The 22,372-nt window shown below is 69.1% G+C and carries 19 protein-coding genes and 3 tRNA genes; 18 read left to right on the forward strand and 4 right to left on the reverse strand.

Annotated elements, in window-relative coordinates; genetic code table 11:
• The first annotated feature begins 22 nt into the window (after positions 1-22).
• From rpoC to ACFQY2_RS06145, 3 genes are all read left to right on the forward strand, one after another.
• Complete coding sequence (gene rpoC / locus ACFQY2_RS06135) at positions 23-3,898, forward strand: DNA-directed RNA polymerase subunit beta' (RefSeq protein WP_378744770.1); 3,876 nt, start codon at positions 23-25, stop codon at positions 3,896-3,898.
• Between the two features lie 139 nt (positions 3,899-4,037).
• Positions 4,038-4,958, forward strand: coding sequence for a carbohydrate kinase family protein (locus ACFQY2_RS06140; protein ID WP_378744771.1), 921 nt, complete (start codon positions 4,038-4,040; stop codon positions 4,956-4,958).
• Between the two features lie 86 nt (positions 4,959-5,044).
• Positions 5,045-5,129, forward strand: a tRNA-Tyr gene (locus ACFQY2_RS06145).
• Between the two features lie 190 nt (positions 5,130-5,319).
• On the opposite strand, the gene ACFQY2_RS06150 is transcribed toward ACFQY2_RS06145, so the two are convergent.
• Positions 5,320-5,634, reverse strand: a complete 315-nt coding sequence (locus tag ACFQY2_RS06150) for a DUF2249 domain-containing protein (RefSeq protein ID WP_378744773.1) — start codon at positions 5,632-5,634, stop codon at positions 5,320-5,322.
• 58 nt (positions 5,635-5,692) lie between these two features.
• On the opposite strand from ACFQY2_RS06150, the gene ACFQY2_RS06155 reads away from it, so the two are divergent.
• The 10 genes from ACFQY2_RS06155 to ACFQY2_RS06200 all read left to right on the forward strand — a co-directional run bounded on the left by ACFQY2_RS06155 (position 5,693) and on the right by ACFQY2_RS06200 (position 15,374).
• Positions 5,693-6,343: a helix-turn-helix transcriptional regulator gene (locus ACFQY2_RS06155; RefSeq protein ID WP_378744774.1), complete on the forward strand. Its 651-nt coding sequence runs from the start codon at positions 5,693-5,695 to the stop codon at positions 6,341-6,343.
• Positions 6,340-7,482 (forward strand): hypothetical protein, encoded by a 1,143-nt coding sequence (locus ACFQY2_RS06160; protein ID WP_378744775.1) that lies wholly within the window; start codon positions 6,340-6,342, stop codon positions 7,480-7,482. The genes ACFQY2_RS06155 and ACFQY2_RS06160 overlap by 4 nt, the downstream gene beginning before the upstream one ends.
• On the forward strand, positions 7,479-10,184 hold the full coding sequence (locus ACFQY2_RS06165) for a multicopper oxidase domain-containing protein (RefSeq protein WP_378744776.1): 2,706 nt from the start codon (positions 7,479-7,481) through the stop codon (positions 10,182-10,184). Before ACFQY2_RS06160 ends, ACFQY2_RS06165 begins: the two co-directional genes overlap by 4 nt.
• 175 nt (positions 10,185-10,359) lie before the next feature.
• The gene (locus ACFQY2_RS06170; protein WP_378744777.1) at positions 10,360-10,851 is read left to right on the forward strand and encodes an FBP domain-containing protein; all 492 of its coding nucleotides are present in this window, start codon (positions 10,360-10,362) and stop codon (positions 10,849-10,851) included.
• A gap of 54 nt (positions 10,852-10,905) precedes the next feature.
• On the forward strand, positions 10,906-11,724 hold the full coding sequence (locus tag ACFQY2_RS06175; protein WP_378744778.1) for an enoyl-CoA hydratase/isomerase family protein: 819 nt from the start codon (positions 10,906-10,908) through the stop codon (positions 11,722-11,724).
• Positions 11,725-11,892: 168 nt separating this feature from the next.
• Positions 11,893-12,858, forward strand: a complete 966-nt coding sequence (locus ACFQY2_RS06180; RefSeq protein WP_378744779.1) for a hypothetical protein — start codon at positions 11,893-11,895, stop codon at positions 12,856-12,858.
• A complete protein-coding gene (locus ACFQY2_RS06185; RefSeq protein ID WP_378744780.1) occupies positions 12,855-13,646 on the forward strand; it encodes an inositol monophosphatase family protein in 792 nt (263 codons plus the stop codon). Before ACFQY2_RS06180 ends, ACFQY2_RS06185 begins: the two co-directional genes overlap by 4 nt.
• Before the next feature lie 235 nt (positions 13,647-13,881).
• On the forward strand, positions 13,882-15,129 hold the full coding sequence (locus ACFQY2_RS06190; protein WP_378744782.1) for a M23 family metallopeptidase: 1,248 nt from the start codon (positions 13,882-13,884) through the stop codon (positions 15,127-15,129).
• Positions 15,130-15,196: 67 nt separating this feature from the next.
• A tRNA-Thr gene (locus tag ACFQY2_RS06195) sits at positions 15,197-15,268 on the forward strand.
• A gap of 32 nt (positions 15,269-15,300) precedes the next feature.
• Positions 15,301-15,374, forward strand: a tRNA-Met gene (locus ACFQY2_RS06200).
• Positions 15,375-15,453: 79 nt separating this feature from the next.
• Here ACFQY2_RS06200 and ACFQY2_RS06205 read toward each other — a convergent pair.
• The 3 genes from ACFQY2_RS06205 to ACFQY2_RS06215 all read right to left on the reverse strand — a co-directional run bounded on the left by ACFQY2_RS06205 (position 15,454) and on the right by ACFQY2_RS06215 (position 18,571).
• A complete protein-coding gene (locus ACFQY2_RS06205) occupies positions 15,454-16,026 on the reverse strand; it encodes a hypothetical protein (RefSeq protein WP_378744783.1) in 573 nt (190 codons plus the stop codon).
• Positions 16,027-16,028: 2 nt separating this feature from the next.
• A complete protein-coding gene (locus ACFQY2_RS06210; protein WP_378744784.1) occupies positions 16,029-17,177 on the reverse strand; it encodes a zinc-dependent alcohol dehydrogenase in 1,149 nt (382 codons plus the stop codon).
• Positions 17,178-17,728: 551 nt separating this feature from the next.
• Positions 17,729-18,571 carry an alpha/beta fold hydrolase gene (locus tag ACFQY2_RS06215; RefSeq protein WP_378744785.1) on the reverse strand — a complete coding sequence of 281 codons (843 nt, stop codon included), beginning with the start codon at positions 18,569-18,571 and terminating at the stop codon, positions 17,729-17,731.
• A 118-nt stretch (positions 18,572-18,689) separates the two neighbouring features.
• On the opposite strand from ACFQY2_RS06215, the gene ACFQY2_RS06220 reads away from it, so the two are divergent.
• The 5 genes from ACFQY2_RS06220 (at position 18,690) to ACFQY2_RS06240 (ending at position 22,369) form a co-directional block, all read left to right on the forward strand.
• Positions 18,690-19,256, forward strand: coding sequence for a TetR/AcrR family transcriptional regulator (locus ACFQY2_RS06220; RefSeq protein WP_378744786.1), 567 nt, complete (start codon positions 18,690-18,692; stop codon positions 19,254-19,256).
• A gap of 18 nt (positions 19,257-19,274) precedes the next feature.
• Complete coding sequence (locus tag ACFQY2_RS06225; protein WP_378744788.1) at positions 19,275-19,640, forward strand: hypothetical protein; 366 nt, start codon at positions 19,275-19,277, stop codon at positions 19,638-19,640.
• A gap of 178 nt (positions 19,641-19,818) precedes the next feature.
• On the forward strand, positions 19,819-20,571 hold the full coding sequence (locus tag ACFQY2_RS06230) for a 3-oxoacid CoA-transferase subunit A (RefSeq protein WP_378745040.1): 753 nt from the start codon (positions 19,819-19,821) through the stop codon (positions 20,569-20,571).
• The gene (locus ACFQY2_RS06235) at positions 20,568-21,203 is read left to right on the forward strand and encodes a 3-oxoacid CoA-transferase subunit B (protein ID WP_378744789.1); all 636 of its coding nucleotides are present in this window, start codon (positions 20,568-20,570) and stop codon (positions 21,201-21,203) included. The genes ACFQY2_RS06230 and ACFQY2_RS06235 overlap by 4 nt, the downstream gene beginning before the upstream one ends.
• A complete protein-coding gene (locus ACFQY2_RS06240) occupies positions 21,200-22,369 on the forward strand; it encodes a thiolase family protein (protein ID WP_378744790.1) in 1,170 nt (389 codons plus the stop codon). Before ACFQY2_RS06235 ends, ACFQY2_RS06240 begins: the two co-directional genes overlap by 4 nt.
• Positions 22,370-22,372: the final 3 nt, after the last annotated feature.

The following is a 22,372-nucleotide window of genomic DNA, read 5'->3' on the forward strand; positions in this document are numbered from 1 at the left end:
GATTTTCTACCCAGGAGAACAAGTGCTCGACGTAACAACTTTCGATGAGCTTCGAATCGGCCTCGCCACCGCAGACGACATCCGCGGATGGTCCTACGGTGAGGTCAAGAAGCCTGAGACGATCAACTACCGCACGCTGAAGCCGGAGAAGGACGGCCTCTTCGGCGAGCAGATCTTCGGACCCTCCCGCGACTGGGAGTGCGCCTGCGGAAAGTACAAGCGTGTCCGCTTCAAGGGCATCGTCTGCGAGCGCTGCGGCGTGGAGGTCACCAAGAGCTCCGTCCGCCGCGAGCGCATGGGACACATCGAGCTCGCCGCTCCCGTGACCCACATCTGGTACTTCAAGGGTGTGCCGTCGCGGCTGGGCTACCTGCTCGACATGGCGCCGAAGGACCTCGAGAAGGTCATCTACTTCGCCGCCTACATGGTGATCTCCGTCGATGAGGAAGCGCGTCACCGCGACCTCGCCACGCAGGAGAACAACGTCCGGCTCGAGCTGAAGACGCTCGGCGACCGCCGCGACGCGAAGATCGCGGAGCGGATGGCGAAGCTGGAGGAGGAGCTCGCGGCCCTGGAGGCCGAGGGCGCCAAGGCCGACGCCAAGAAGAAGGTCAAGGACTCCGCCGAGAAGGAGATGACCCTCATCCGCAAGGGCGCCGACGAGGCGATCGCCAAGCTCGAGCGCGTGTGGGAGGACTTCCGCACGCTCGAGGTCGGCGCGCTGCGTCCCGAGGACGATGTGTTCCACGAGCTGCAGGACCGGTTCGGTCAGTACTTCGAGGCCCACATGGGCGCGGAGTCGATCAAGCGCCGTCTGGAGACCTTCGACCTGCAGGCCGAGGCGGAGAACCTGCGTCTGCAGATCTCCGAGGGCAAGGGCCAGCGCAAGATCCGTGCGATCAAGCGCCTCAAGGTGGTCAGCTCGTTCCTCGAGACCGGCATGAGCCCGGCCGCCATGGTGCTGGACGTCGTCCCGGTGATCCCGCCGGAGCTGCGGCCGATGGTGCAGCTGGACGGTGGCCGCTTCGCGACCAGCGACCTGAACGACCTGTACCGCCGCGTGATCAACCGCAACAACCGTCTTCGTCGCCTGATCGACCTCGGTGCTCCCGAGATCATCGTGAACAACGAGAAGCGGATGCTGCAGGAGGCCGTCGACGCACTGTTCGACAACGGCCGCCGCGGTCGTCCCGTCACCGGCACCGGCAACCGCGCCCTGAAGTCCCTCAGCGACATGCTGAAGGGCAAGCAGGGCCGCTTCCGCCAGAACCTGCTCGGAAAGCGCGTGGACTACTCGGGCCGTTCGGTCATCATCGTGGGTCCGCAGCTGAAGCTGCACCAGTGCGGTCTGCCCAAGCAGATGGCGCTCGAGCTGTTCAAGCCCTTCGTGATCAAGCGTCTGATCGACCTCGGCCACTCGCAGAACATCAAGGCCGCCAAGCGCGCCGTCGAGCGCACCCGTCCCGAGGTCTGGGATGTGCTCGAGGAGATCATCCGCGAGCGCCCCGTGCTGCTGAACCGTGCACCCACCCTGCACCGTCTGGGCATCCAGGCGTTCGAGCCGCAGCTCGTCGAGGGCAAGGCCATCCAGCTCCACCCGCTGGTGTGCGCCGCGTTCAACGCCGACTTCGACGGTGACCAGATGGCTGTGCACCTGCCGCTGTCGGTCGAGGCGCAGGCCGAGGCCCGCGTGCTGATGCTCGCGTCGAACAACATCCTGAAGCCGTCGGACGGCCGTCCGGTCACCCTGCCCTCGCAGGACATGATCATCGGTCTGCACCACCTGACCACGGTCAAGGAGGGCGCAACGGGCGAGGGTCGTGCGTTCGGCTCCGTCGGCGAGGCGATCCTGGCGAAGGACGAGGGCACCCTCGACCTGCAGGCGAAGGTCCGCATCCGCATCCCGGGTCTGACCTTCCTGGAGGGTGAGGCTCCCGAGGGCTACGAGCGTCACGGTCTCGTCGACGCGTCGCTCGGCCAGGCGATCTTCAACGACACGCTGCCCAAGGGCTACCCGTTCGTGCGCGAGGTCGCCGACAAGGGCAAGCTGTCGCAGATCGTCAACAAGCTGGCCGAGGAGTACCCGAAGATCGAGACGGCCGCATCGCTGGACCGCATCAAGGATGCCGGCTTCCACTGGGCGACCCGCTCGGGTGTCACCGTCGCGCTGAGCGACATCCTCACCCCGCCGAACAAGGCCGAGATCGTCGCGACCTACGAGAAGCAGGCCGCGAAGGTCCAGTCGCAGTACGACAAGGGTCTGACCACGGACAACGAGCGCCGTCAGGAGCTCATCAAGATCTGGACCGAGGCGACCGACGAGGTCCAGGCCGCGATGAAGGCCAACTTCCCGCTGGACAACACCATCAACCGCATGGTGTCCTCGGGTGCTCGTGGTAACTGGCTGCAGATCCGCAACATCGCGGGTATGCGTGGTCTGGTGAACAACCCCAAGGGTGAGATCATCCCTCGTCCGATCATCTCCTCGTACCGTGAGGGCCTGTCGGTGGCGGAGTACTTCATCGCGACGCACGGTACCCGCAAGGGTCTGGCCGACACCGCTCTGCGCACCGCCGACTCGGGTTACCTGACCCGTCGTCTGGTGGACGTGTCGCAGGACGTCATCATCCGCGAGCAGGACTGCGGCACATCGAAGGGCCTCGAGCTCCCGATCGCCGCTCCGAACTCGCAGGGTGTGCTGGTGCGCGACGCGAACGTCGAGAACTCGGTATTCGCCCGCACGCTGGCGGCCGAGGTCGTCAGCGAGTCCGGTGAGGTTCTCGCCGAGGCCGGCGACGACGTGGGCGACGTGCTGATCGACAAGCTGGTCGCGGCCGGTGTGGAGACCATCAAGGTCCGCTCCGTCCTGACCTGCGACTCGGCAGTCGGCGTCTGCGCGCAGTGCTACGGCCGTTCGCTCGCCACGGGCAAGACGGTGGACATCGGAGAGGCCGTCGGCATCATCGCCGCGCAGTCGATCGGTGAGCCCGGAACCCAGCTGACGATGCGTACCTTCCACACCGGTGGTTCGGCGTCCGCCGACGACATCACCCAGGGTCTGCCCCGCGTGCAGGAGCTGTTCGAGGCGCGCACCCCGAAGGGTGCCTCCCCGATCGCCGAGGCCGACGGCCGCATCGCGATCGAGGAGAACGAGAAGGGCAGGAAGGTCATCCTGACGCCCGACAACGGTGACGAAGAGGTGGTCTACCCGGTGCTGAAGCGTGCGACGCTTCTCGTCGAGGACGGCCAGCACGTCTCCGTCGGTCAGCCCCTGCTGGTCGGCACGCTGGACCCCAAGGAGGTCATGCGTGTCATGGGTGCCCGCGAGGTGCAGCGCTACCTCGTCAACGGCGTGCAGGGCGTGTACCGCTCGCAGGGTGTCCCGATCCACGACAAGCACATCGAGGTCATCGTCCGTCAGATGCTGCGCAAGGTCACCGTGGTCGACCACGCTGACACCGCGCTGCTCCCGGGTGAGATGGTCGACCTGAAGCGCTACCAGCAGATCAACCGCGAGACCGTGGCAGAGGGCAAGCGCCCCGCGTCGGGTCGTCCGGAGCTGATGGGTATCACCAAGGCGTCGCTGGCGACCGAGTCGTGGCTGTCGGCCGCCTCGTTCCAGGAGACGACCCGCGTGCTCACCCAGGCCGCCATGGAGGGCAAGAGCGACCCGCTGATCGGTCTCAAGGAGAACGTGATCATCGGAAAGCTCATCCCTGCCGGCACCGGTCTGCGCCGCTACCGCGACATCACGGTCGAGGCGACGGAAGAGGCCAAGAGCGAGCGCTACCCGAACCGGATCTTCGCATCCGACGGCGCGTACGCCGATGGTGACTTCGGCTACGTCGACTTCGACGCGTTCTCGACGGACGACATCACGCCCGGCACGTACAACTGATCGAGGCGAGAGCCGACGATCTGATCGCGGGAAGGCCCCGGCCCCTCTTCGGAGGGCCGGGGCCTTCCTCGTGCCCGCGTATCGGTCCTGCCGCGAAGGAGGTGCCACCGGGCGGACCTCCGCGCGGTAGTCTCACGGGGTGAGCACTGAGAGCCGTGGGGTCGTCGTCATCGGCGATGCGCTGATCGATGAGATCCGGGACGCCGCGGGCGTCCGCGAGCTGGTCGGAGGAGCCGCGCTGAACGTGGCCGTGGGGCTGCGCCGACTGGGCGCTGCGGTCACGCTGATCGCGATGGTCGGAGCGGATGCCGCGGGCGACCACATCCGCGAGTACCTGGCCGACCACGGTGTGACCCTGATCGAGAGCCCGTCCGAGCGGGGCTCCTCGCGGGCGGTCGTGCGGCGGGCGGAGAACGGCGAACCGCAGTATGTGTTCAACGAGGCCGCGCAGCGGCGCAGCATCCGCTACTCCGATGCGGCCCGCGCGGCGATCTCCGATGCCGCACTGGTGGCGGTCAGCTGCTTCCCGTTCGACGTCGAGGCGGAGGTCGCCGCGCTGTCGGAGGCCGTGGGCGACGCGCGGCTGGTGATCGACCCGAATCCGCGCGCCGGGATGCTGCACGACCGCGCCGAGTTCGTGCGCGGCTTCGAGAAGCTCGCGGAGCGCGCCGAGCTGGTCAAGGTCGGCGCGGACGACGCGGCGCTGCTCTACGACCAGGGCCTGGACGCCCTGCGCCGCAGGCTGCGTGATCTCGGAGTCGAAGCGGTGCTGGCGACCGCCGGCGCCGATGGCGCGGTGCTGGAATCGGATGCCGGGGAGCTGACCGCCCCGATCGCCATGCTGCCCGGACCGATCATCGACACGGTCGGGGCCGGCGACGCCACCCTGGCGGCCGTCGTCGAGGGCCTCGTCGACGGGCATCCGTCGTCGGCTGACGGTTGGCAGCCACTGCTGGAGCGGGCGATGGCGATCGCCGCGGCGACGTGCCGGGCCGAGGGTGGGCTGCTGCGCACGCCGGAGTCGCTCAGCGAGTCCGAGCGCGGTGTCTTCGGCAGCTGAGCTTTCGATTTCTTGACACCGGTTCTGACCGGTATGCTTGATCTTCGCGCCCCCGGTTGACTGGACAAGCCGGACGGGGGTGCCCTGGCAAGTTGCCCGAGCGGCCAAAGGGAGCTGACTGTAAATCAGCCGTCATCGACTTCACAGGTTCGAATCCTGTACTTGCCACCACGGGAAGGCCCTCGCATCGCGGGGGCCTTTCTCGTCGGGCGGCTCGGCGCCACGGGGAACACGTTCCGGGGACGCCCGCTCCCGCCCCTCACGAACGAAGGACGATGGCACTTCTGCAGGACGGATGCTGTCGAAACGTCCTTCAGAAGGGCGATCGTCCTTCAGAGGTGGGGGCGTCGGCCCGGGCGGCTCAGGCCGCGTTGCGCACGAGGATGCGCCAGCGCTCGGGCCCCTCGTCGAGGTAGCGGGTCTTGAAACCGGCACCGTGCTTCGCCTGCAGCTGCGTCAGCAGGGGCACCGGGTTGTGCGTGGCGGAGATGACCATGGCCGCTCCCGGACGCAGCGATTCGATCGCCCCGAAGATCGCGGCGTGACGCACAGCGTGCGGGATCGTCTGCACATCGAGTTCGGGGAGTTCCTCGTCGACCTCGCCGCAGGTGCACCCGGCGGTGGGTGACTGATCGCTCGCCTCTGACCGCGAACGGTGGATCTCGATGTGGCCCATGTTCTGCTCCAACTCTGCCTGTGGATGATTCGCTCTCGATTTTATTACAATGAAGACCGTGGAAAACAATCGGACTTCCCCGGACGCCCTGCGAGACGGATTTCGGCGGCCCTCGTCCACGCGGGAGCGGATCCTCCGCGAGGTGGAGTCCCGCGGCTCGGCGTCCACGGCCGAGATCGTCGCCGCGACGGGCCTGCACGAGAACACCGTCCGCGAGCATCTCTCCCGTCTGCTCGGCGACGGCCGTCTGCGACGCATCCGCGGGCAGGTGCGGGGGCGCGGCCGCCCGGGCTGGCGCTGGCAGGCCACGCCCGCCGACGTCGTGAACCCCTATGCCGGGCTGGTGCTCACCCTCGCCGACACCCTCACCCTCGGCGCCGACGACCCGTCGGCGCAGGCCCGCGACGCCGGGGTCCGCTGGGGCACTGAGATCGTCCGGCAGCAGACGGATGCCGCCGAGGAGCCCCGTGCGCTCGCGGTCGACGTGATGCGTCAGCAGGGTTTCGCCCCGGATGCGGAGGGCGAGGACATCGTCCTGCACCGCTGCCCGCTGCTCGCCGCTGCGGCACGCCGCACCGACATCGTCTGCGCCGTGCACGAGGGGATGCTCGCCGGCATCGTCCGCTCCCGGGACCCTCGGGCGGATGCCAGGCTGCTGCCGTTCCGGGCGGACGGGGCCTGCGTCCTCCAGCTGCGCGCCGCGTCGTGAACATCGCAGCGCGGAGCACTGCCGCTCGGCGAGGTCTCCCCGTCCGGATGCTGTGGATGCTGCCCGCCGGACTCGCCCTGCTGGCCGGTCTGGATGCGGGGATGCTGCTGCTGGGCCTGCCGGCCCCCATCACCACCGATCGGCTGCCCGAGGTGCACGGCATGCTGCTCGCCCTCGGCTTCGTCGGGACGCTGATCAGCCTCGAACGCGCCACCGCGTACGCCCGCCCGCTGGGGTTCACCGCGCCCGCGCTGCTCGGACTCGGCGGCATCCTGCTGATCGCGCCGCCCGTGCCGCTGCTCGTCGCGAAGCTCGTGCTGGCCGCCGGCGCAGCATCCTTCGTCCTGCTCTACGTGCCCCTCTGGCGGCGCCAGTACGACGCCGCCCTGCTCACACAGCTGCTCGCCGCCGGGTTGGGCCTGGTCGGCGCGGTGATCTGGACCGGGCAAGACGCGATGACCCGCGTCATCCCCTGGCTGATCGGATTCCTCGTGCTGACCATCGCCGCCGAGCGCGTGGAGCTGGCACGCATCACGATGGGGCCGCGGGCCGGCATCCGTCTGCTGCTGCACGCCTGGGCGGTGACCGGCGCGCTCGTGGTGGGCCTGGTGTTCCCCGATGCCGGAGCGATGCTGCTCGGCATCGTCCTGCTGTCCCTGACCGGCTGGCTCGTGGTGCACGATGTCGCGCGACGCACCATCCGGGCGCAGGGCGTGACGCGGTACAGGGCGGCCTGCATCCTCGCGGGGTACGTGTGGCTGGCGGTCGCCGCGCTCGTGCTGCTGCTGGGCCACCCCTCGGCGCAGCCCGCGTACGACGCGGTGATCCACGCGGTGTTCCTCGGGTACACGTTCTCGATGATCATGGCGCACGCGACGACGATCCTCCCCGCGGTGCTGCACATTCCGCTGCCGTACCGGGCGGGGTTCTGGGCGCCGATCGTGCTGCTGCAGGTCGCACTGGTGGTGCGCGTCTGGATCGGCGACGGGCTCGGGGTGCCTGCGGCCTGGCAGCTCGGCGGCGTACTCGGCGTGATCGCGCTGCTGCTCTTCGTGCTCACCGCCGTCACCAGTGCCGTGATGGGCCCGGCAGGCCGGGCACGGGTCGCGTCCTCCGACGAATCGAGCGAACCCCGATGACACCGACCCTGGGCGCCGGAGCGCCCGCCGCAGGCGCCACCCCGCCCGCGCAGCCGAAGAACCGGGGGTTCTGGGCGATGCGCGACATCCCCACCGTCGTCTGGCTGCTGCTGACGGTCATCGCCGCGCTCGCGCATCGTTCCCTGCCGATGCCCGGCTGGCTGATGCTGCATCTGCTGCTGCTCGGTGCGGTCACGCACGCGATCCTCGTCTGGAGCCAGTACTTCTCCTTCGCGCTGCTGCGCAGCAGGGCCACGGACGCCGACCGCCGCAGGCAGAGCATCCGCCTGATCCTCTCCAATGCCGGCGCCGCCGTCATCATCGCCGGGGTCCTCTCGCACCTCTGGCCGGCCACCCTCGTCGGCGCGGCAGCCCTCGTCGTCGCCGTGGTCTGGCACGGGATCAGTCTGCTCCAGCGCTCCCGGCGCAGCATGCCCGGCCGGTTCGGCCGCACGATCCGCTACTACATCGCGTCGGCCGCGCTGCTTGCCGTCGGCGCCGCACTGGGCGCCTGGCTCGCCCGCGGCGACGGCGCACCGAACCTCGTGCTCGCGCACGCCTTCCTCAACGTCCTCGGCTGGATCGGCCTGACCGTCGCGGGCACAGTGGTCACCCTGTGGCCGACGATCCTGCGCACGCGCGCGGACGAGCATGCGGCATCCGGTGCCGCCCGCGCGCTGCCCCTGCTCGCCGGGGGCGTGGTCGTCGCCGCCACCGGAGCCGGGCTCGCCCAGCTGCTCCTCGTCGCGGCGGGGCTCGCGGCCTACCTGGCCGGGCTCGTCATCATCGGCATCTCGCTGTTCCGCGCCGTACGGCAGAAGGCCCCGCGCAGCTTCTCGGCGCTGTCCGTGGGCATGGCGCTCGCCTGGTGGGCCGGTGCCATCGGGATGATCCTGGTGGGCGCTGTCGTCGCAGCGGCAGACGGCACGGGGTTCGACGCGCTCGCCACCCTGGTCGACCAGGTCGTGCCGTACCTCGCAGCCGGCTTCGCCGCCCAGGTGGTGGTGGGGGCGCTCAGCTACCTGATCCCCGTCGTGCTCGGCGGGGGACCGACCCCGGTGCGCGTCGGCACCACGGGGTTCGACGCGGCCGGGCCGCTGCGCGTCACCGTCGCGAACACGGCACTGATCGTGTGCGCCCTGCCTGTGTCGAGCCTCATGCGGGTGGCGGCCTCGATCCTCTATCTCATCGCCATGGGGTCGTTCCTGGTGGTGATGCTGCTCGCGATGAGAGCCCAGCGCCGGGCCAAGGCACCGGTGGCCGAGCCGGGTGCCGCGCGGAGACACGGCCCGATCGTCCCCGAAGGGGAGCAGCCGCCCGGGCGTCGTGCGGGGCAGGCGGTCGCCGGCCTGCTGGCGGTTCTCCTCGTCGTCGCCGGCGCCGCGGCGGTGGATCCGGTCGGGCTCGGCTGGAGCGCCGCACCGACGGGGGATGCGGATGCTCCTGTGCAGACCGTGCAGGTCGAGGCGGCGCACATGCGCTTCACGCCGAACCGCATCGAGGTTCCGGCCGGCACGCGCCTGCTCATCGAGGTGACCAACACCGATCCGTCGCTGATCCATGACCTGGTCTTTGCGAACGGGATCGCCGGGACGCGCCTCAGCCCCGGGCAGAGCGAGACCATCGACGTGGGCGTGATCACCGCCGATCTCGACGGCTGGTGCTCGATCGTCGGCCACCGGCAGATGGGGATGACGATGCAGATCGTCGCGACGGGAGCATCGGCCCCGCCGGCTCCGGCCGCGACGGACGGAGGCGATGCCGACGGGCACACCGGCCACGCCGGCCACGACGGGCGCGCCGGCCACGACGGGGGCGCCATGCCCGGGATGGACGCGCGACCCGGCTCCGACTTCGCGCCCTACAAGGCCGCGCTGGAGCCGCTCCCGGCATCCGCTACTCCCATCATCCGCGAGCTGACGCTCACCGTGCGCGATGAGAAGAAGGAGGTCGCGCCCGGGATCACGCAGACCCTGTGGACCTACAACGGGTCCGCGCCCGGGCCGCTGCTGCATGGCCGGGTGGGTGACAGGTTCGTCATCACGCTCGAGAACAAGGGGTCGATGGGCCACTCCATCGACTTCCACGCCGGGGCGCTCGCGCCCGATCGTCCCATGCGCACGATCGCGCCGGGGGAGAGCCTGACGTACACCTTCACGGCGACGCGCGCCGGCATCTGGATGTACCACTGCGCGACCATGCCGATGAGCGCGCACATCGCCAACGGCATGTACGGCGGGGTGGTGATCGAGCCCGACGATCTGCCCGAGGTCGACCGCAGCTACGTGCTCGTGCAGGGGGAGTACTACCTCGGCGACCACGACGGCGGAGAGGTCGACGTGGACCGGATCGCCACCCGCGACCCCGACCTGGTCGTCTTCAACGGCTACGCGAACCAGTACGATCACGCGCCGCTGGTCGCGAAGGCGGGAGAGCGGGTGCGGGTGTGGGTGCTGGATGCCGGAATCGAGCGCCCCACGAGCTTCCACGTGATCGGCGCGCAGTTCGACACGGTCTGGGCCGAGGGCGCGTACCTGCTGAACCGGTCGGCTGACACGGGATCGCAGGCACTCGGACTGCAGCCGGCGCAGGGCGGGTTCGTCGAGCTGACGTTCCCCGAGAAGGGGACGTACCCGTTCGTGTCGCACTTCATGATCGATGCTGAGCGCGGTGCACACGGGCTGTTCGACGTGACGCAGTAGCGCACCCCGCCCCCGCGCCCACTTCCCCGCCCCTGTGCTCGCCGCCATCCCCGCGCCCCGCCCCGCGGGAATCGGCTTGCCGCGTGAGAATGCTCCCCGCAGAGCACGTCTCGGCCGGGAGGTGGATTCTCGCGCCTGGCGAGCGATGCTCCGCGCGACTTCTTAGACTGAATCGATGCGACCACTGACCGAGGCCCAGATCCGCGACGCGATCCGGAACGCGGATGCCGATGAGATCGCCGAGATCGGGATGCCGCACGACTTCATCCTCACCGACTGGGACTACATCGACTTCCTCGCCTGGCGCGATCCCGAATCCAGCCGCAGGGCCGTCGTGATCGTGGAGCACGACGGTGCTCCGCTCGGGATCGTGCTGCGTGCGACCGACCCGGCGCGCGTCCGCTCGGGGATGTGCAACATCTGTCACACGCTGCAGCCGGGCAACCAGGTGGCGCTGCTCACCGCACGACGCGGGGGCGCGAAGGGACGCCGCGGCGACAGCGCCGGCACCTACATCTGCGCCGACCTGTCCTGCCACGACAACGTGCGTCTGGCTCATCCGCTCGCCCCGAACGAGGTGCGCGCGCCCGGCCAGGTCGACATGCGCCTGGACGGCACGCGCCAGCGCATGGAGAAGTTCGTGGTGCGCGTCCTCAGCGAGGATTGAGTGCGCCTCGGTGCCGGTTAGGGTGGGACGGAATCCGCGCATCAAAGGAGAGCAATGACTGATTCCATCCTGCTCACGGTCGATGAGGGTCTCGCGCGTCTGACGCTGAACCGTCCTGCGAGCCTGAACGCCTTCGATGCCGAACTGGCGATGGCCTGGCGGGCCGTCACCGCGGAGGCCGTGGCCCGCGACGACGTGCGGGCGATCCTGCTCGACGCCAACGGGCGCGCGTTCTGCGCCGGGGGAGACGTGCTCGCCATGGCCACCGGCATGGGCGCCGGCGGGGACATCACCTCGCTCGCGCACGTGATCAACGAAGGCATCCTCTCGCTCACCACCTCCGCGATCCCCGTCGTCGCGGCCGCGCACGGCACCACTGCCGGCGGGGGCCTGGGCATCCTGATGTGCAGCGACTACGCCATCGTCGGAGCGAGCTCGAAGATCGGCAGCCTGTACGCGAACATCGGCCTCACGCCCGACCTGTCGGTCTCGGCGCAGCTGGCACGCGCGGTCGGCGAGCGCAGGGCGCTGCAGCTGGTGCTGCAGGACCGGATGCTGACGGCATCCGAGGCCGTGGAATGGGGGCTGGTCGCCGAGTGCGTCGAAGGCCCTTCGGCGAGCTCAGGGACCCCGGACGCAGCGGCCGAAGCGGATGCCGTGCGCGAGCGCGCCGAGGAGATCGCACGGTTCTGGCTGGCCGGCGCGGCCGGCGCGTACGGGCACGCGAAACGCCTGGTCCGCTCGCAGCCCTCCCGCACGTTCGCCGAGCAGCTGGCCGAGGAGGCGCGGTCGATCGGTGAGGCGTTCGACACGCCCGATGCCCGCATCCGCGTCGCCGGCTTCGCCGCCGCATCCCGGAAGGCCGCTCGCTGACGTCGACGGGAGGCTGTTCGGCATCCGCAACGTCCGCCTCCGCGCGAGTGAGCCGCACGGCCGGCGTTGTGCACAGCATCCGCACGCGGCGTCGCCTCGCGTGGCAGGATGAGAGCGACCGGGAGGACCCTCATGTCTGAAACCACACCGCAGCCCGCGGTGACATCCATGACGTCGAAACTCATGCGCGGTTCGATCTGGATCGCGATCGGGTCGCTGATCGCCGCGGCCATCGTGTGCGTGATCTGGGTGCTCGTGGGCAACCAGGACGGCATCATCGGCCGAGCGTTCCTCACGATCCTGCTGCTGGCCGCATTCGCCGGCATCGCGATCGTCGAGTCGAACCTCGCCGCACGCAGGCCCGAGTGGCTCGTTCTGGCGAGCATGGTGAGCTGGATCATCGCGCTGCTCGTCGGCGCCATCAAGATCTGGCTGCCTGATCCCGAACCGGACTACATGTACGGCTTCCGCGACCCCTCGGGCGGTATGCGGGTGCTGCAGTTCCTGCTGGTCATCGGCATCCTCCAGCTCGCGCTCCTGCACGTGCGCCTGTTCCTGCGCGCCTCTCAGCGGTATGTCACGACGTTCACGCGCGTGATCGTCATGGTGACGTTCGCCATGCTGGCGCTGCTCGTGGCCATGCTGGTGTTCTTCCTCACCTTCCCCGATCAGCTCGACTACGACGACCTGTACTGGCGCATCGTGATCGCGCTCGCCATCCTCGCCGCGGTCGGCACCACTCTGATCCCGCTGCTGAACGCGCTCTTCGCTCCGCGCGCGCCGCGTCCGCCGGCTGCCGTGCCCCAGGCGGCGCCTGTCCAGGCGGCTCAGCCGATGCAGGCGTGGCCGACCTACGCCGACGGTCGGACGCCCCTGCCGGTGATGCCCGACGGGTCGCCGGACTGGAACGCGTACTACACCGGCTACCCGACGTACGCGGCGCCGGCTGCCGCCTTCCCCGTCGTGGATGCTGCACCGGAGCCTCCGAGTGCTCCCGCGACACCTGCGGCCCCCGACCCGGGTGCTGCGCCGCAGAGCCCTCAGATGCCTCCAATGCCTCCGGCGCCTCCGGCGCCTCCAGGCTCCAACGGCTCCTTCCCGCCGCCTCCCGCCATGCCCGACGGTGCTCAGTGAGCGAGGTCGACCTCGGAGCCCTCGCGGCGGACATCGCCCGTGACGCGGGAGAGCTGGCTCTGCGACGCCGAAAAGAGGGCGTCTCGCTGGCGGCGACCAAGTCGACTCTGGCCGACATCGTCACCGAAGCCGACCGCGAGGTCGAGCGGCTCATCCGCGACCGGCTGCGTGCCGAGCGCCCCGACGACGGTTTCCTCGGAGAGGAGACGGGTGCCGAACGCGGCACCAGCGGACTGACCTGGGTGGTCGATCCGATCGACGGAACCGTCAATTACGCCTACGGCATCCAGGCGTACTCCGTGAGCATCGCCGTGGTCGAGGGCGAACCCGACCCCGAGCGCTGGCAGGGAGTCGCCGCGGCCGTGAACGCGCCGGCGCTCGGTGAGCTGTTCACCGCCGTGCGCGGCGAGGGGGCCTGGCTGGACGGCGTCCGGCTCGCGGTCAACGAGCAGACTCCGGCCGGCGCGCTGCTCGCCACGGGCTTCGGCTACGACCCGGCCACGCATGACGGTGATCTGGCGATGGTGCGACAGGTGATGACGCTGGCGCGCGACCTGCGCCGGATGGGCTCCGCGGCGATCGATCTGTCCTACGTCGCCGCCGGCCGACTCGACGGGTTCTTCGAACGCGGACTGAATCCGTGGGACTTCGCCGCCGGGGCGATCATCGTGCGGGAGGCCGGGGGATCGGTGACCAGACTGGAGCTGGACAGCACTCGTCCGATGCTGGTGGCCGGCGGTCCGGCCGTGCACGGACAGCTGCTCGACATCATCGAAGGCCGTGCGTGAGCCGCTCGATGAGACCATTCAGACTCATGGATTTTTCAGCCCCGAAGTTGTATCGTTTACCTGATCGTTACTTTTGCTTTGCGAAGTGACCAAGCGCCCCCGAGCTTGACGACGACCCGAGAGATCTGACTTGCCACCTGTACGCCCTGAGGTTGAATCTGCGCCCACGCGCCGGTCCAACCGACTCCGCACCGCGCACGCGGCATCCGGAGCTCCGATCACTCCGGACGAGGCAGTGACTTCGGACGCCGTCGCCGCGTCACCTGTCGAATCCGCCGGTGCCGCACTCAGCCGGCGCGCTCTGCGCCTCGCGCTCGCGGCATCGGCCGCCCCCGCCGCCGCCGTGGCCGCCGAGACGGCCGCTGCTCCTGCCTCCGAGGAGACCGAAGCGGGCGTCGACGTGGACGCCGCCGATCCCGCATCGATCGCGACCCTCGTCGTCGAGACCGTCCTCCCCGCCGAGCGCGACGACGACGTCACGACCGACGGCACCACGTCCGAGGTCGGCGTGTCTGCGGTCGCCACCGAGACCGAGACCGTGCGTGTGACCGAGCCCCGGTCGGATGATGACGGCGCAGGCGGCGTCGCCGGGTCCGGCCCGGCCGTGGATGCGTTCACGCGGGCGTCGGGAGCCTTCGGCTTCGCGCCCGTCGTCGACGACGAGCCTGCCGTGCCCATGGCGGAACAGTCGGTCGAGGTGGGCGCTGCACCGGCATCCGAGCACGTCGTCCCGCGTCGTCACCGTGTCGCCAAGCGCCTTGTCGCCGCAGGCGCGAGCCTGGGCGTCATGACGGTGGCCGGCTTCATGGCCGTGTCGATGACGCTGCCCGCGAGCGCTGTCGCGGCCGTGCGGGGCGGCGCAGCTCCGGTCGCGTCACTCGTCACCGCAGACGGCGCGACGTCGAACGCGAAGGTGCCCGACGACGAGATCCAGGCCTTCGTCGCTTCTGCAGGTGTGCAGGACGAGGTCCTGGCGCGGTCGGACGAGTACTCCTCTGTGTCGCTGCTCGAGGTGGCTGCCGAGGAGAACATCCGGTACTCCGACAGCCTGTACACGAACGACTCGCAAGCGGCCATTCAGTGGCCGTTCATGGTGGGCGTCGCGATGAGCTCGCCGTACGGCATGCGCAACGGTCGCATGCACGCCGGCATCGACCTGGTGCCTGGTGCCGGTGCGACGATCCAGGCGATCGCCGATGGAACCGTGCGGATCGCGACGGAGTCCGGTGGCGCCTACGGCGTGACCGCCTACGTCGACCATGTGATCGACGGCAAGGTCGTCACCAGCCACTACGCGCACATGCAGCATGGTTCGCTGGCGGTCACGGCGGGACAGAAGGTCAAGGTCGGCGACACCATCGGCAAGGTCGGGAACACCGGTCGTTCCTACGGTGCCCACCTGCACTTCGAGATCATCATCAACGGCTCCACGGTCAACCCGCTGGTCTGGATGCGGGAGAACGCCGGCCGGTATTCGTACTGACGTCTCGATTTCGTGCGACGGGCCCGCGGATGGTAATCTCGTCTGGTTGCCCTGACACGGGCAGCACGCCCCGATAGCTCAGTGGCAGAGCACTTCCATGGTAAGGAAGGGGTCGTCAGTTCAATCCTGACTCGGGGCTCGCAGTGTTCATTTCTTGGAATGGACCATTGCGGCGGAGTAGCTCAGTTGGTGAGAGCGCACGACTCATAATCGTGAGGTCGCGGGTTCGAATCCCGCCTCCGCTACAGCGGAAGACCCCCGGATTTCCGGGGGTTTTGTCGTATCCGGGCTCGCCCCGACGATCCGCCCCCGATGCCCACTCGGTCACCCCCGGAGCCGGCCCGCCACGAACCGGAGTGCGCAGACCACCGCGGCGGCGGCCGCCACCCAGGGGCCGACGACGATGATCGGATCCAGCCACATGTGCCTGACATCGAGGCGGCCGCGTCCCCAGCGCGACGCGAGCGGGTGATGACGGACCTCGGCGAGGACGCCGGTCTGCGTGACGGGCTCATCAGGGCGCCGGGTGAACAGCGAGCGCACGTGGGCGCCGAACGATTCCGTGCGGTCGCCGAGCACGAGGATCAGCCATCGGAGGTTCTTCGTCTCGCTGAGGTGATGGTAGGCGAACCGGCGGATGCGGCCGGAGACGCCGTGCAGCGGCTGGGCCGTCCCGTACACGGGTGTCAGCATCGCGTGTTCGATCGAGCGTTCGCGGCTCGGACTGTCCGGCTGACGCTCGGGGAAGCTCCAGTGGGCGCCCGTCGGCCCGAGGTCGTCTCGCTGCTGCCAGGTTCGACGATGCTCCGGCGCGTTGTCTGCGCCCCACCCCGGGATCCTCGCCCGCAGTTCCTCCGTCGACGGCGTGAGGTCGGGCTTCGCTGACTCGTACGGCATGATCACTCCTCTCCGACCGCGATGACGGGTTTGATGCAGCCATCGAGCTTTGCCGAGAACACGTGGTAGGCCTCGGCGATATGTTCCAGGGGAAAGCGGTGCGTGAGGAGCTCGCCGGGGCTCACATGTCCTTCGCGGATGTGCTCGAGCAGCCGAGGCCACTGACGCTTGACGGGTGCCTGATTCGCCCGCACCGTCAGACCCTTGTTGACGATGTCGCCCAGCCGGACGGAGGAGACCAGCGGGCCGTACGCGCCGATCAGCGAGACGGTCCCGCCCTTGCGTGCCGAGTCGATCGCCCAGTTGACCGCCACCGGTGACCCGCCCTGAAGCTTCAGCTTCGCCCCCGTGACGTGCTGCAGGACACTGCCGTCAGCCTCGGCGCCGACCGCATCGATGACGACGTCGGCTCCCAGGTGGCCCGTCATCTTCTTCAGCGCGAGCACGATGTCATCCACCTCCGAGAGGTGGATCGTCTCCGCGAACGCGAAGCTTCTCGCCTTCTCCAGCCGATAGTCGATGTGGTCGATGACGATCACGCGGCCCGCGCCGAGGAACCACGCCGACCGGGCGGCTGCCAGACCCACCGGTCCGGCGCCGAAGACGACGACGGTGTCGTGCATCGCGATGTCTCCGAGCTGAGCGCCGAAGTACCCTGTCGAGAACGCATCGGTCAGCATGAGGGCGTCCTCCGAGCTCAGCCACTCCGGAATGATCGACGGCCCCACATCCGCGAACGGTACCCGCACGTACTCCGCCTGTCCGCCGTCGTACCCGCCGGTCGTGTGCGAGTAGCCGTAGATGCCTCCCACCGCCGTGGCGTTCGGGTTCACGTTGTGACAGTTGGAGAACAGCCCGCGGCTGCAGAAATAGCAGGAGCCGCAGTAGATGTTGAAGGGCACCATCACCCGGTCGCCGCGCTGCAGCGTCTCGACGGAAGGGCCGACCTCCTCGACGATCCCGACGATCTCGTGACCGAACGTGTGGCCGATGCGCGTGTCCGGCATCATGCCGTGGAACAGGTGGAGATCTGAGCCGCAGACGGCGGCGCGCGTCACCCGGACGATGGCGTCGTTCGGATGCTGGATCGTCGGCCTGGGCTTCTCTTCCACGCGGATCTTGTACGGTCCGCGGTACGCCATGGCTCTCACCGGACCATCTCCACCGGACTCGGGACTGCCGTCTCGACGAGGACGATTCCGGGTCGGGGTCGCATAGGGGTGATCACTGGCTGCTCCTTGATCGTGACGGCGCGCGGCCGGCGGGGAACCGGTTCGGCTGGACGATCGAGGCTAATCAGCGGCGGCGTCATCGCGGAGGGCATTGACGGGAGACGTCGCGCGACGTATTTACAGCGCCGTACGCGATCCACTCCGTCGGAAGCGAACTCCCGCTACCTGAGCGTCGCCTGTGCGCGTAGGATCTCTGCCACGAGGTACGACGTGCCCGTGTGGGGAGCGCAGGGCACGACCTTGAGTCGCGGCTCACGGCCACGACGAGTCGACCCCCGCTCTCCGAGAGGGCGGGGGTCGCTCGCGCGGGAGGGCGGGGGTCGCTCGCGCGGGAGGTTGGGGCGCCTGCCCGGCCGCGAATGAGACGCAAAGCCGCGAGGTGCCGCCGGCGTGCTCACGTTCCGATGCGCGGGACTGCAGGCCTGCTGTCGTGGAGGTCGGGGAACACGCGCCCCCGACCTCCGCTTCGGTCACTTGCGGAGAAACGCCGTGAGGGCCGCGTTGACGTCTTCGGCGTGGGTCCACAGCAGACCGTGCGGGGCGTCCTCGACCTCGACATAGGTGGCATCAGGCACCAGGGCGTGGAACGGCCGGGCGGTCGCGTCGATCGGCAGGATGCGGTCGGCGGTGCCGTGCAGGATGAGAACCGGCTTGCCGCTCTCGCGGACTGCGGTCACGTCGGAGCGGAAGTCCTCGATCCACGACGGGACGACCGCGTAGGCGGCCACCGGGGCACTGCCGATGGCGACGTTCCAGCTGCCGTCCACCGCGGCCTGGCTGATGCGCGTGCCGAGGTTCTCATCGAGGTTGTAGAAGTTCGCGTAGAAGTCCGTGAACCAGGCGTAACGGTCGCCCTTCGCCGTCGCGGCGATGTCATCGAAGACCGTCTGAGGGACACCTGCCGGGTTGTCGTCGCGAGCGACGAGCATCGGGCCGAGCGATCCGAGGAACGCGAGCTTGGCGATGCGCTCGTGACCGTAGCGCCCGACGTAACGGGCGAGTTCGCCCGTGCCCATCGAGAAGCCGACCAGGATGACGTCGCGCAGATCCAGGGTCTCCAGGAGGGTGTTCAGGTCGGCGGCGAAGGTGTCGTAGTCGTATCCGTCGTTCACCTTGGACGACTGTCCGAAGCCCCGGCGGTCGTACGTGATCACGCGGTAGCCCTGTGCGAGCAGGTCACGGTTCTGCCGCTCCCAGCTGTGTCCGTCCAGCGGATAGCCGTGGATCAGGACGACCGGCTGACCCGCGCCCTGGTCCTCGTAGTACAGCTCGATGTCGGTGCTGTTCTGGGTCCCGACGGTGATGACAGCCATGATGCGATCCTTTCGTTGGCCCCCCGCAAGGGGATTGTTGATGGTGAGAACGCTCGTTCTCGTGTGCTATTCCCTCACAGTAGAGAACGATCGTTCTCATGTCAAGTAGACTGTGCGCATGACTGATGACGAGACACGCGAGAACATCCTCTCGGCAGCGGGAGACCTGTACTACCGCAAGGGCTATGCGGCCGTCGGCATGGATGAGCTGCGCTCGGCGGCCGGTGTGTCACTGCGACGGCTCTACGGCGAGTTCCCGTCGAAGTCCGACATCGTCAAGGGTGTGCTTGCGCGCACGCATGAGCAGTGGGGGGAGGGTCTGAGAAGCCGTGTGGACGCGGCGGGGCCGTCGGCGCGCGAACAGCTGACAGCCGTCTTCGCCTATCTGCAGGACTGGTTCGGCGCGGACGACTTCCGCGGTTGCGCGTTCATCAACGCGTTCGGTGAGCTCGGCGGCACGGATCCGGAGATCGCCGGGATCGTGCGCGATCACAAGAACTCCTTCCAGCAGTACATGGCGGACCTCGTGGCGGAGAAGGGAGGCAGCGAGCTGCTGGCTGCACAGCTCTCCATCCTCGCCGAGGGGGCGCAGAGCACGGCGGCGATCTCCGGTGATCCCATCGCGGCCGAGCAGGCGAGGTCGGCCGCCGAAGTCCTCATCGACGCTTCGCTCCGCACGGCGTGACGCTCGTCCGCTGCGGTGATGGCCAAGGGCGCGCCTGAGATCGACGGCCGCGCCGGTCCGCGAACCGCGTCGGTTCTGGTCGCGGTGGCCGCGCTCGGTCTGGCAGCGGGCTTCATGGAGTCGGCGTGCGGCCCGCACTTGGCGCTGCTGATCGGTGCGCTGGTGCTCGGGCTCGGCTGGGCGCAGCATCCGTTCGCGCTGCTGAATCCTGCTTGTGCTGCGCATATCACTGGCGCGGATGCTGAGAGCAGCAGCGCGAACAACGTACGGTGCGCGGGGATGGCGCGCGAGCCGAGAAGAGCAGCGCGAGCGCTCGATGCGCCTTCATCAACGCGTTCGGTGATCCCGCCGCCCAACGGGCGCTCGCGGCAGCCGAGGGGCTGATCGACGCCTCGCTCCTGTCTGCCTGAGAAGGTCCGCCCGCGACCCTGACGTGCGAACACGCCAGCCCGTCTTCGGGTGCGCGGCGAAGCGGCGAGCGGGCGCTCTGCTATTCTGTTCATTACGCGAACGTGCGTTCGCACAGCGAACACTCTTGAGGAGATCCGTGATCGACAAGACGATGGCGGATGCCGCGGCCGCGGTCGCGGACATCCCGGACGGTGCGACCGTGATGATCGGCGGTTTCGGGCGGGCCGGACAGCCCGTCGAGCTCATCGACGCGCTCATCGCGCACGGGCCCCGCGATCTCACGATCGTGAACAACAACGCCGGCAACGGTGAAACGGGTCTCGCCGCGCTCCTCGCGCGCGGCCTGGTGCGCAAGATCGTGTGCTCCTTTCCGCGCCAGAGCGACTCGATGGTCTTCGACCGCCTGTACCGCGCAGGAGAGATCGAGCTCGAGCTCGTCCCGCAGGGCAACCTCGCCGAGCGCATCCGCGCCGCCGGCGCAGGCATCGGCGCGTTCTTCTCTCCCACGGGCGTGGGCACCGAGCTCGCCCGCGGAAAGGAGGAGCGGACCATCGACGGCCGCCGCTACGTTCTCGAGTATCCGCTCAAAGCCGACTTCGCCCTCATCAGCGCGCTCCGGGGCGACCGCTGGGGCAACCTCACCTATCGTGCGACCGCCCGCAATTTCGGACCCATCATGGCCACCGCTGCCACGACGACGATCGCGCAGGTCGACGAGGTGGTCCCGCTCGGGGCGATCGATCCGGAGCACGTCGTCACGCCGGGCATGTTCGTCGACCGCCTCGTCGCCGTCGGAGCACGGAACTGGTTGCGTGAGGGCGAGTTCATCGGCGGGGTCGACCTGGAGGGGCGCCCGCTGGATGCCGTCGAGACGGATGTCGTGACCGAGAGCGAGAAGCGATGAGCAGCCGTATCACCCGTGACGAGTTGGCCGCGCGCGTCGCCGCCGACATCCCCGAGGGCGCCGTCGTCAACCTGGGCATCGGTGCGCCGACGCTGGTGGCCGACTATCTGCCCGCCGATCTCGAGATTCTCTTGCACACCGAGAACGGGCTGCTGGGTATGGGGCCGGCGCCAGCGCAGGGACGGGTCGACCCAGATCTCATCAACGCCGGCAAGCAGGCGGTGACGGCGCTCGCCGGAGCGTCCTACTTCCACCACGCGGACTCGTTCGCGATGATGCGCGGAGGACACCTCGACATCTGCGTGCTCGGGGCCTTCCAGGTTGCGGAGAACGGCGATCTCGCCAACTGGTCGACGGGGGCGCCCGGGGCGATCCCGGCCGTCGGCGGTGCCATGGACCTCGCCATCGGCGCCAAGGACGTCTACGTGATGACAGACCTGCTCACGAGGGACGGCGCACCCAAACTCGTCTCCGCGTGCACCTACCCGCTCACCGGCGTCGGCTGCGTCAGCCGCGTCTACACCGATCACGCCGTCTTCGAGGTCACTGCAGGCGGTTTCCGCGTGCGTGAGGCCTTCGGCGACAACACCATCCGAGCCCTGGAAGAACTCACCGGACTGGAGATGTCATGAGAGCCACCCACATCTACGACGCAGTGCGCACGCCGTTCGGCCGCTCAGGCGGCGCCCTCTCCGGCATCCGCGCCGATGACCTCGCCGCCGCCGTCATGCGCGCAAGCGTCGAGCGCACCGGCCTCGACGCGGCACGCATCGACGACGTGATCTTCGGCGACGCCAATCAGGCCGGCGAAGACAACCGCAATGTCGCCCGATTCGGCGCTCTGCTCGCCGGATTTCCCACGTCGGTGACGGGGGTGACGGTGAACCGGCTGTGCGCATCCAGTCTGGAGGCCGTCATCCAGGGGTCACGAGCCATCGAGTCGGGGGATGCGGAGATCATCCTCGCGGGCGGAGTGGAGTCCATGAGCCGTGCCCCCTACGTGGTGGAGAAGTCCGCCAAGGCGTTTCCGGCGACCGGGAACCAGACCATGTGGAACACAGCGATCGGCGCGCGCATGATCAATCCTGTCCTGCCCGCAGCCTGGGCCATCTCCAACGGCGAGGCGGCCGAGCGGATCGCGGTGAACGCGGGCATCACCCGGGAGGAGCAGGATGCATTCGCTCTGAGGTCGCATCAGCGGGCTGCCAAGGCCTGGGTCGACGGCATCTACGACGACGAGATCGTGCAGGTCGAGGGGGCGGCGCTCATCAGGGATGAGGGCATCCGCGAGGAGTCGACGCTCGAGAAGCTCGCCGGGCTGCGCGCTCTGTTCGCCGACGGCGGCAGCGTCACGGCGGGCAATTCGTCCTCGATCAACGACGGCGCGTCAGCCGTGCTGCTCGGCGCGGAGGGCGTGCTCGATCACGAGCCGCTGGCCCGGATCACCGGACGCGCCGCGCACGGCGTGGATCCGGAGGACTTTCCCATCGCGCCCATCGAAGCCGCGAACAAGGCGCTCGCGCGTGCCGGCCGCACCTGGGCGGACGTCGACGTCGTCGAGCTGAACGAGGCGTTCGCATCGCAGTCGCTCGCCTGCCTGCGCGGCTGGCCGGATCTCGACCCCGAGAAGCTCAACATCCACGGCGGTGCCCTCGCGATCGGGCATCCGCTCGGCGCCTCCGGCGGCCGCATCCTGGGACACGCCGCGCACGAGCTGCGGCGGCGCGGAGGGGGAGTCGCGATCGCCGCGATCTGCATCGGCGTCGGGCAGGGCCTCGCGGTCGTGCTCGAGCGCTAGGGT

The sequence above is a fragment of the Microbacterium sp. GCM10027623 genome (assembly GCF_042666935.1).
Classification (GTDB): domain Bacteria; phylum Actinomycetota; class Actinomycetes; order Actinomycetales; family Microbacteriaceae; genus Microbacterium.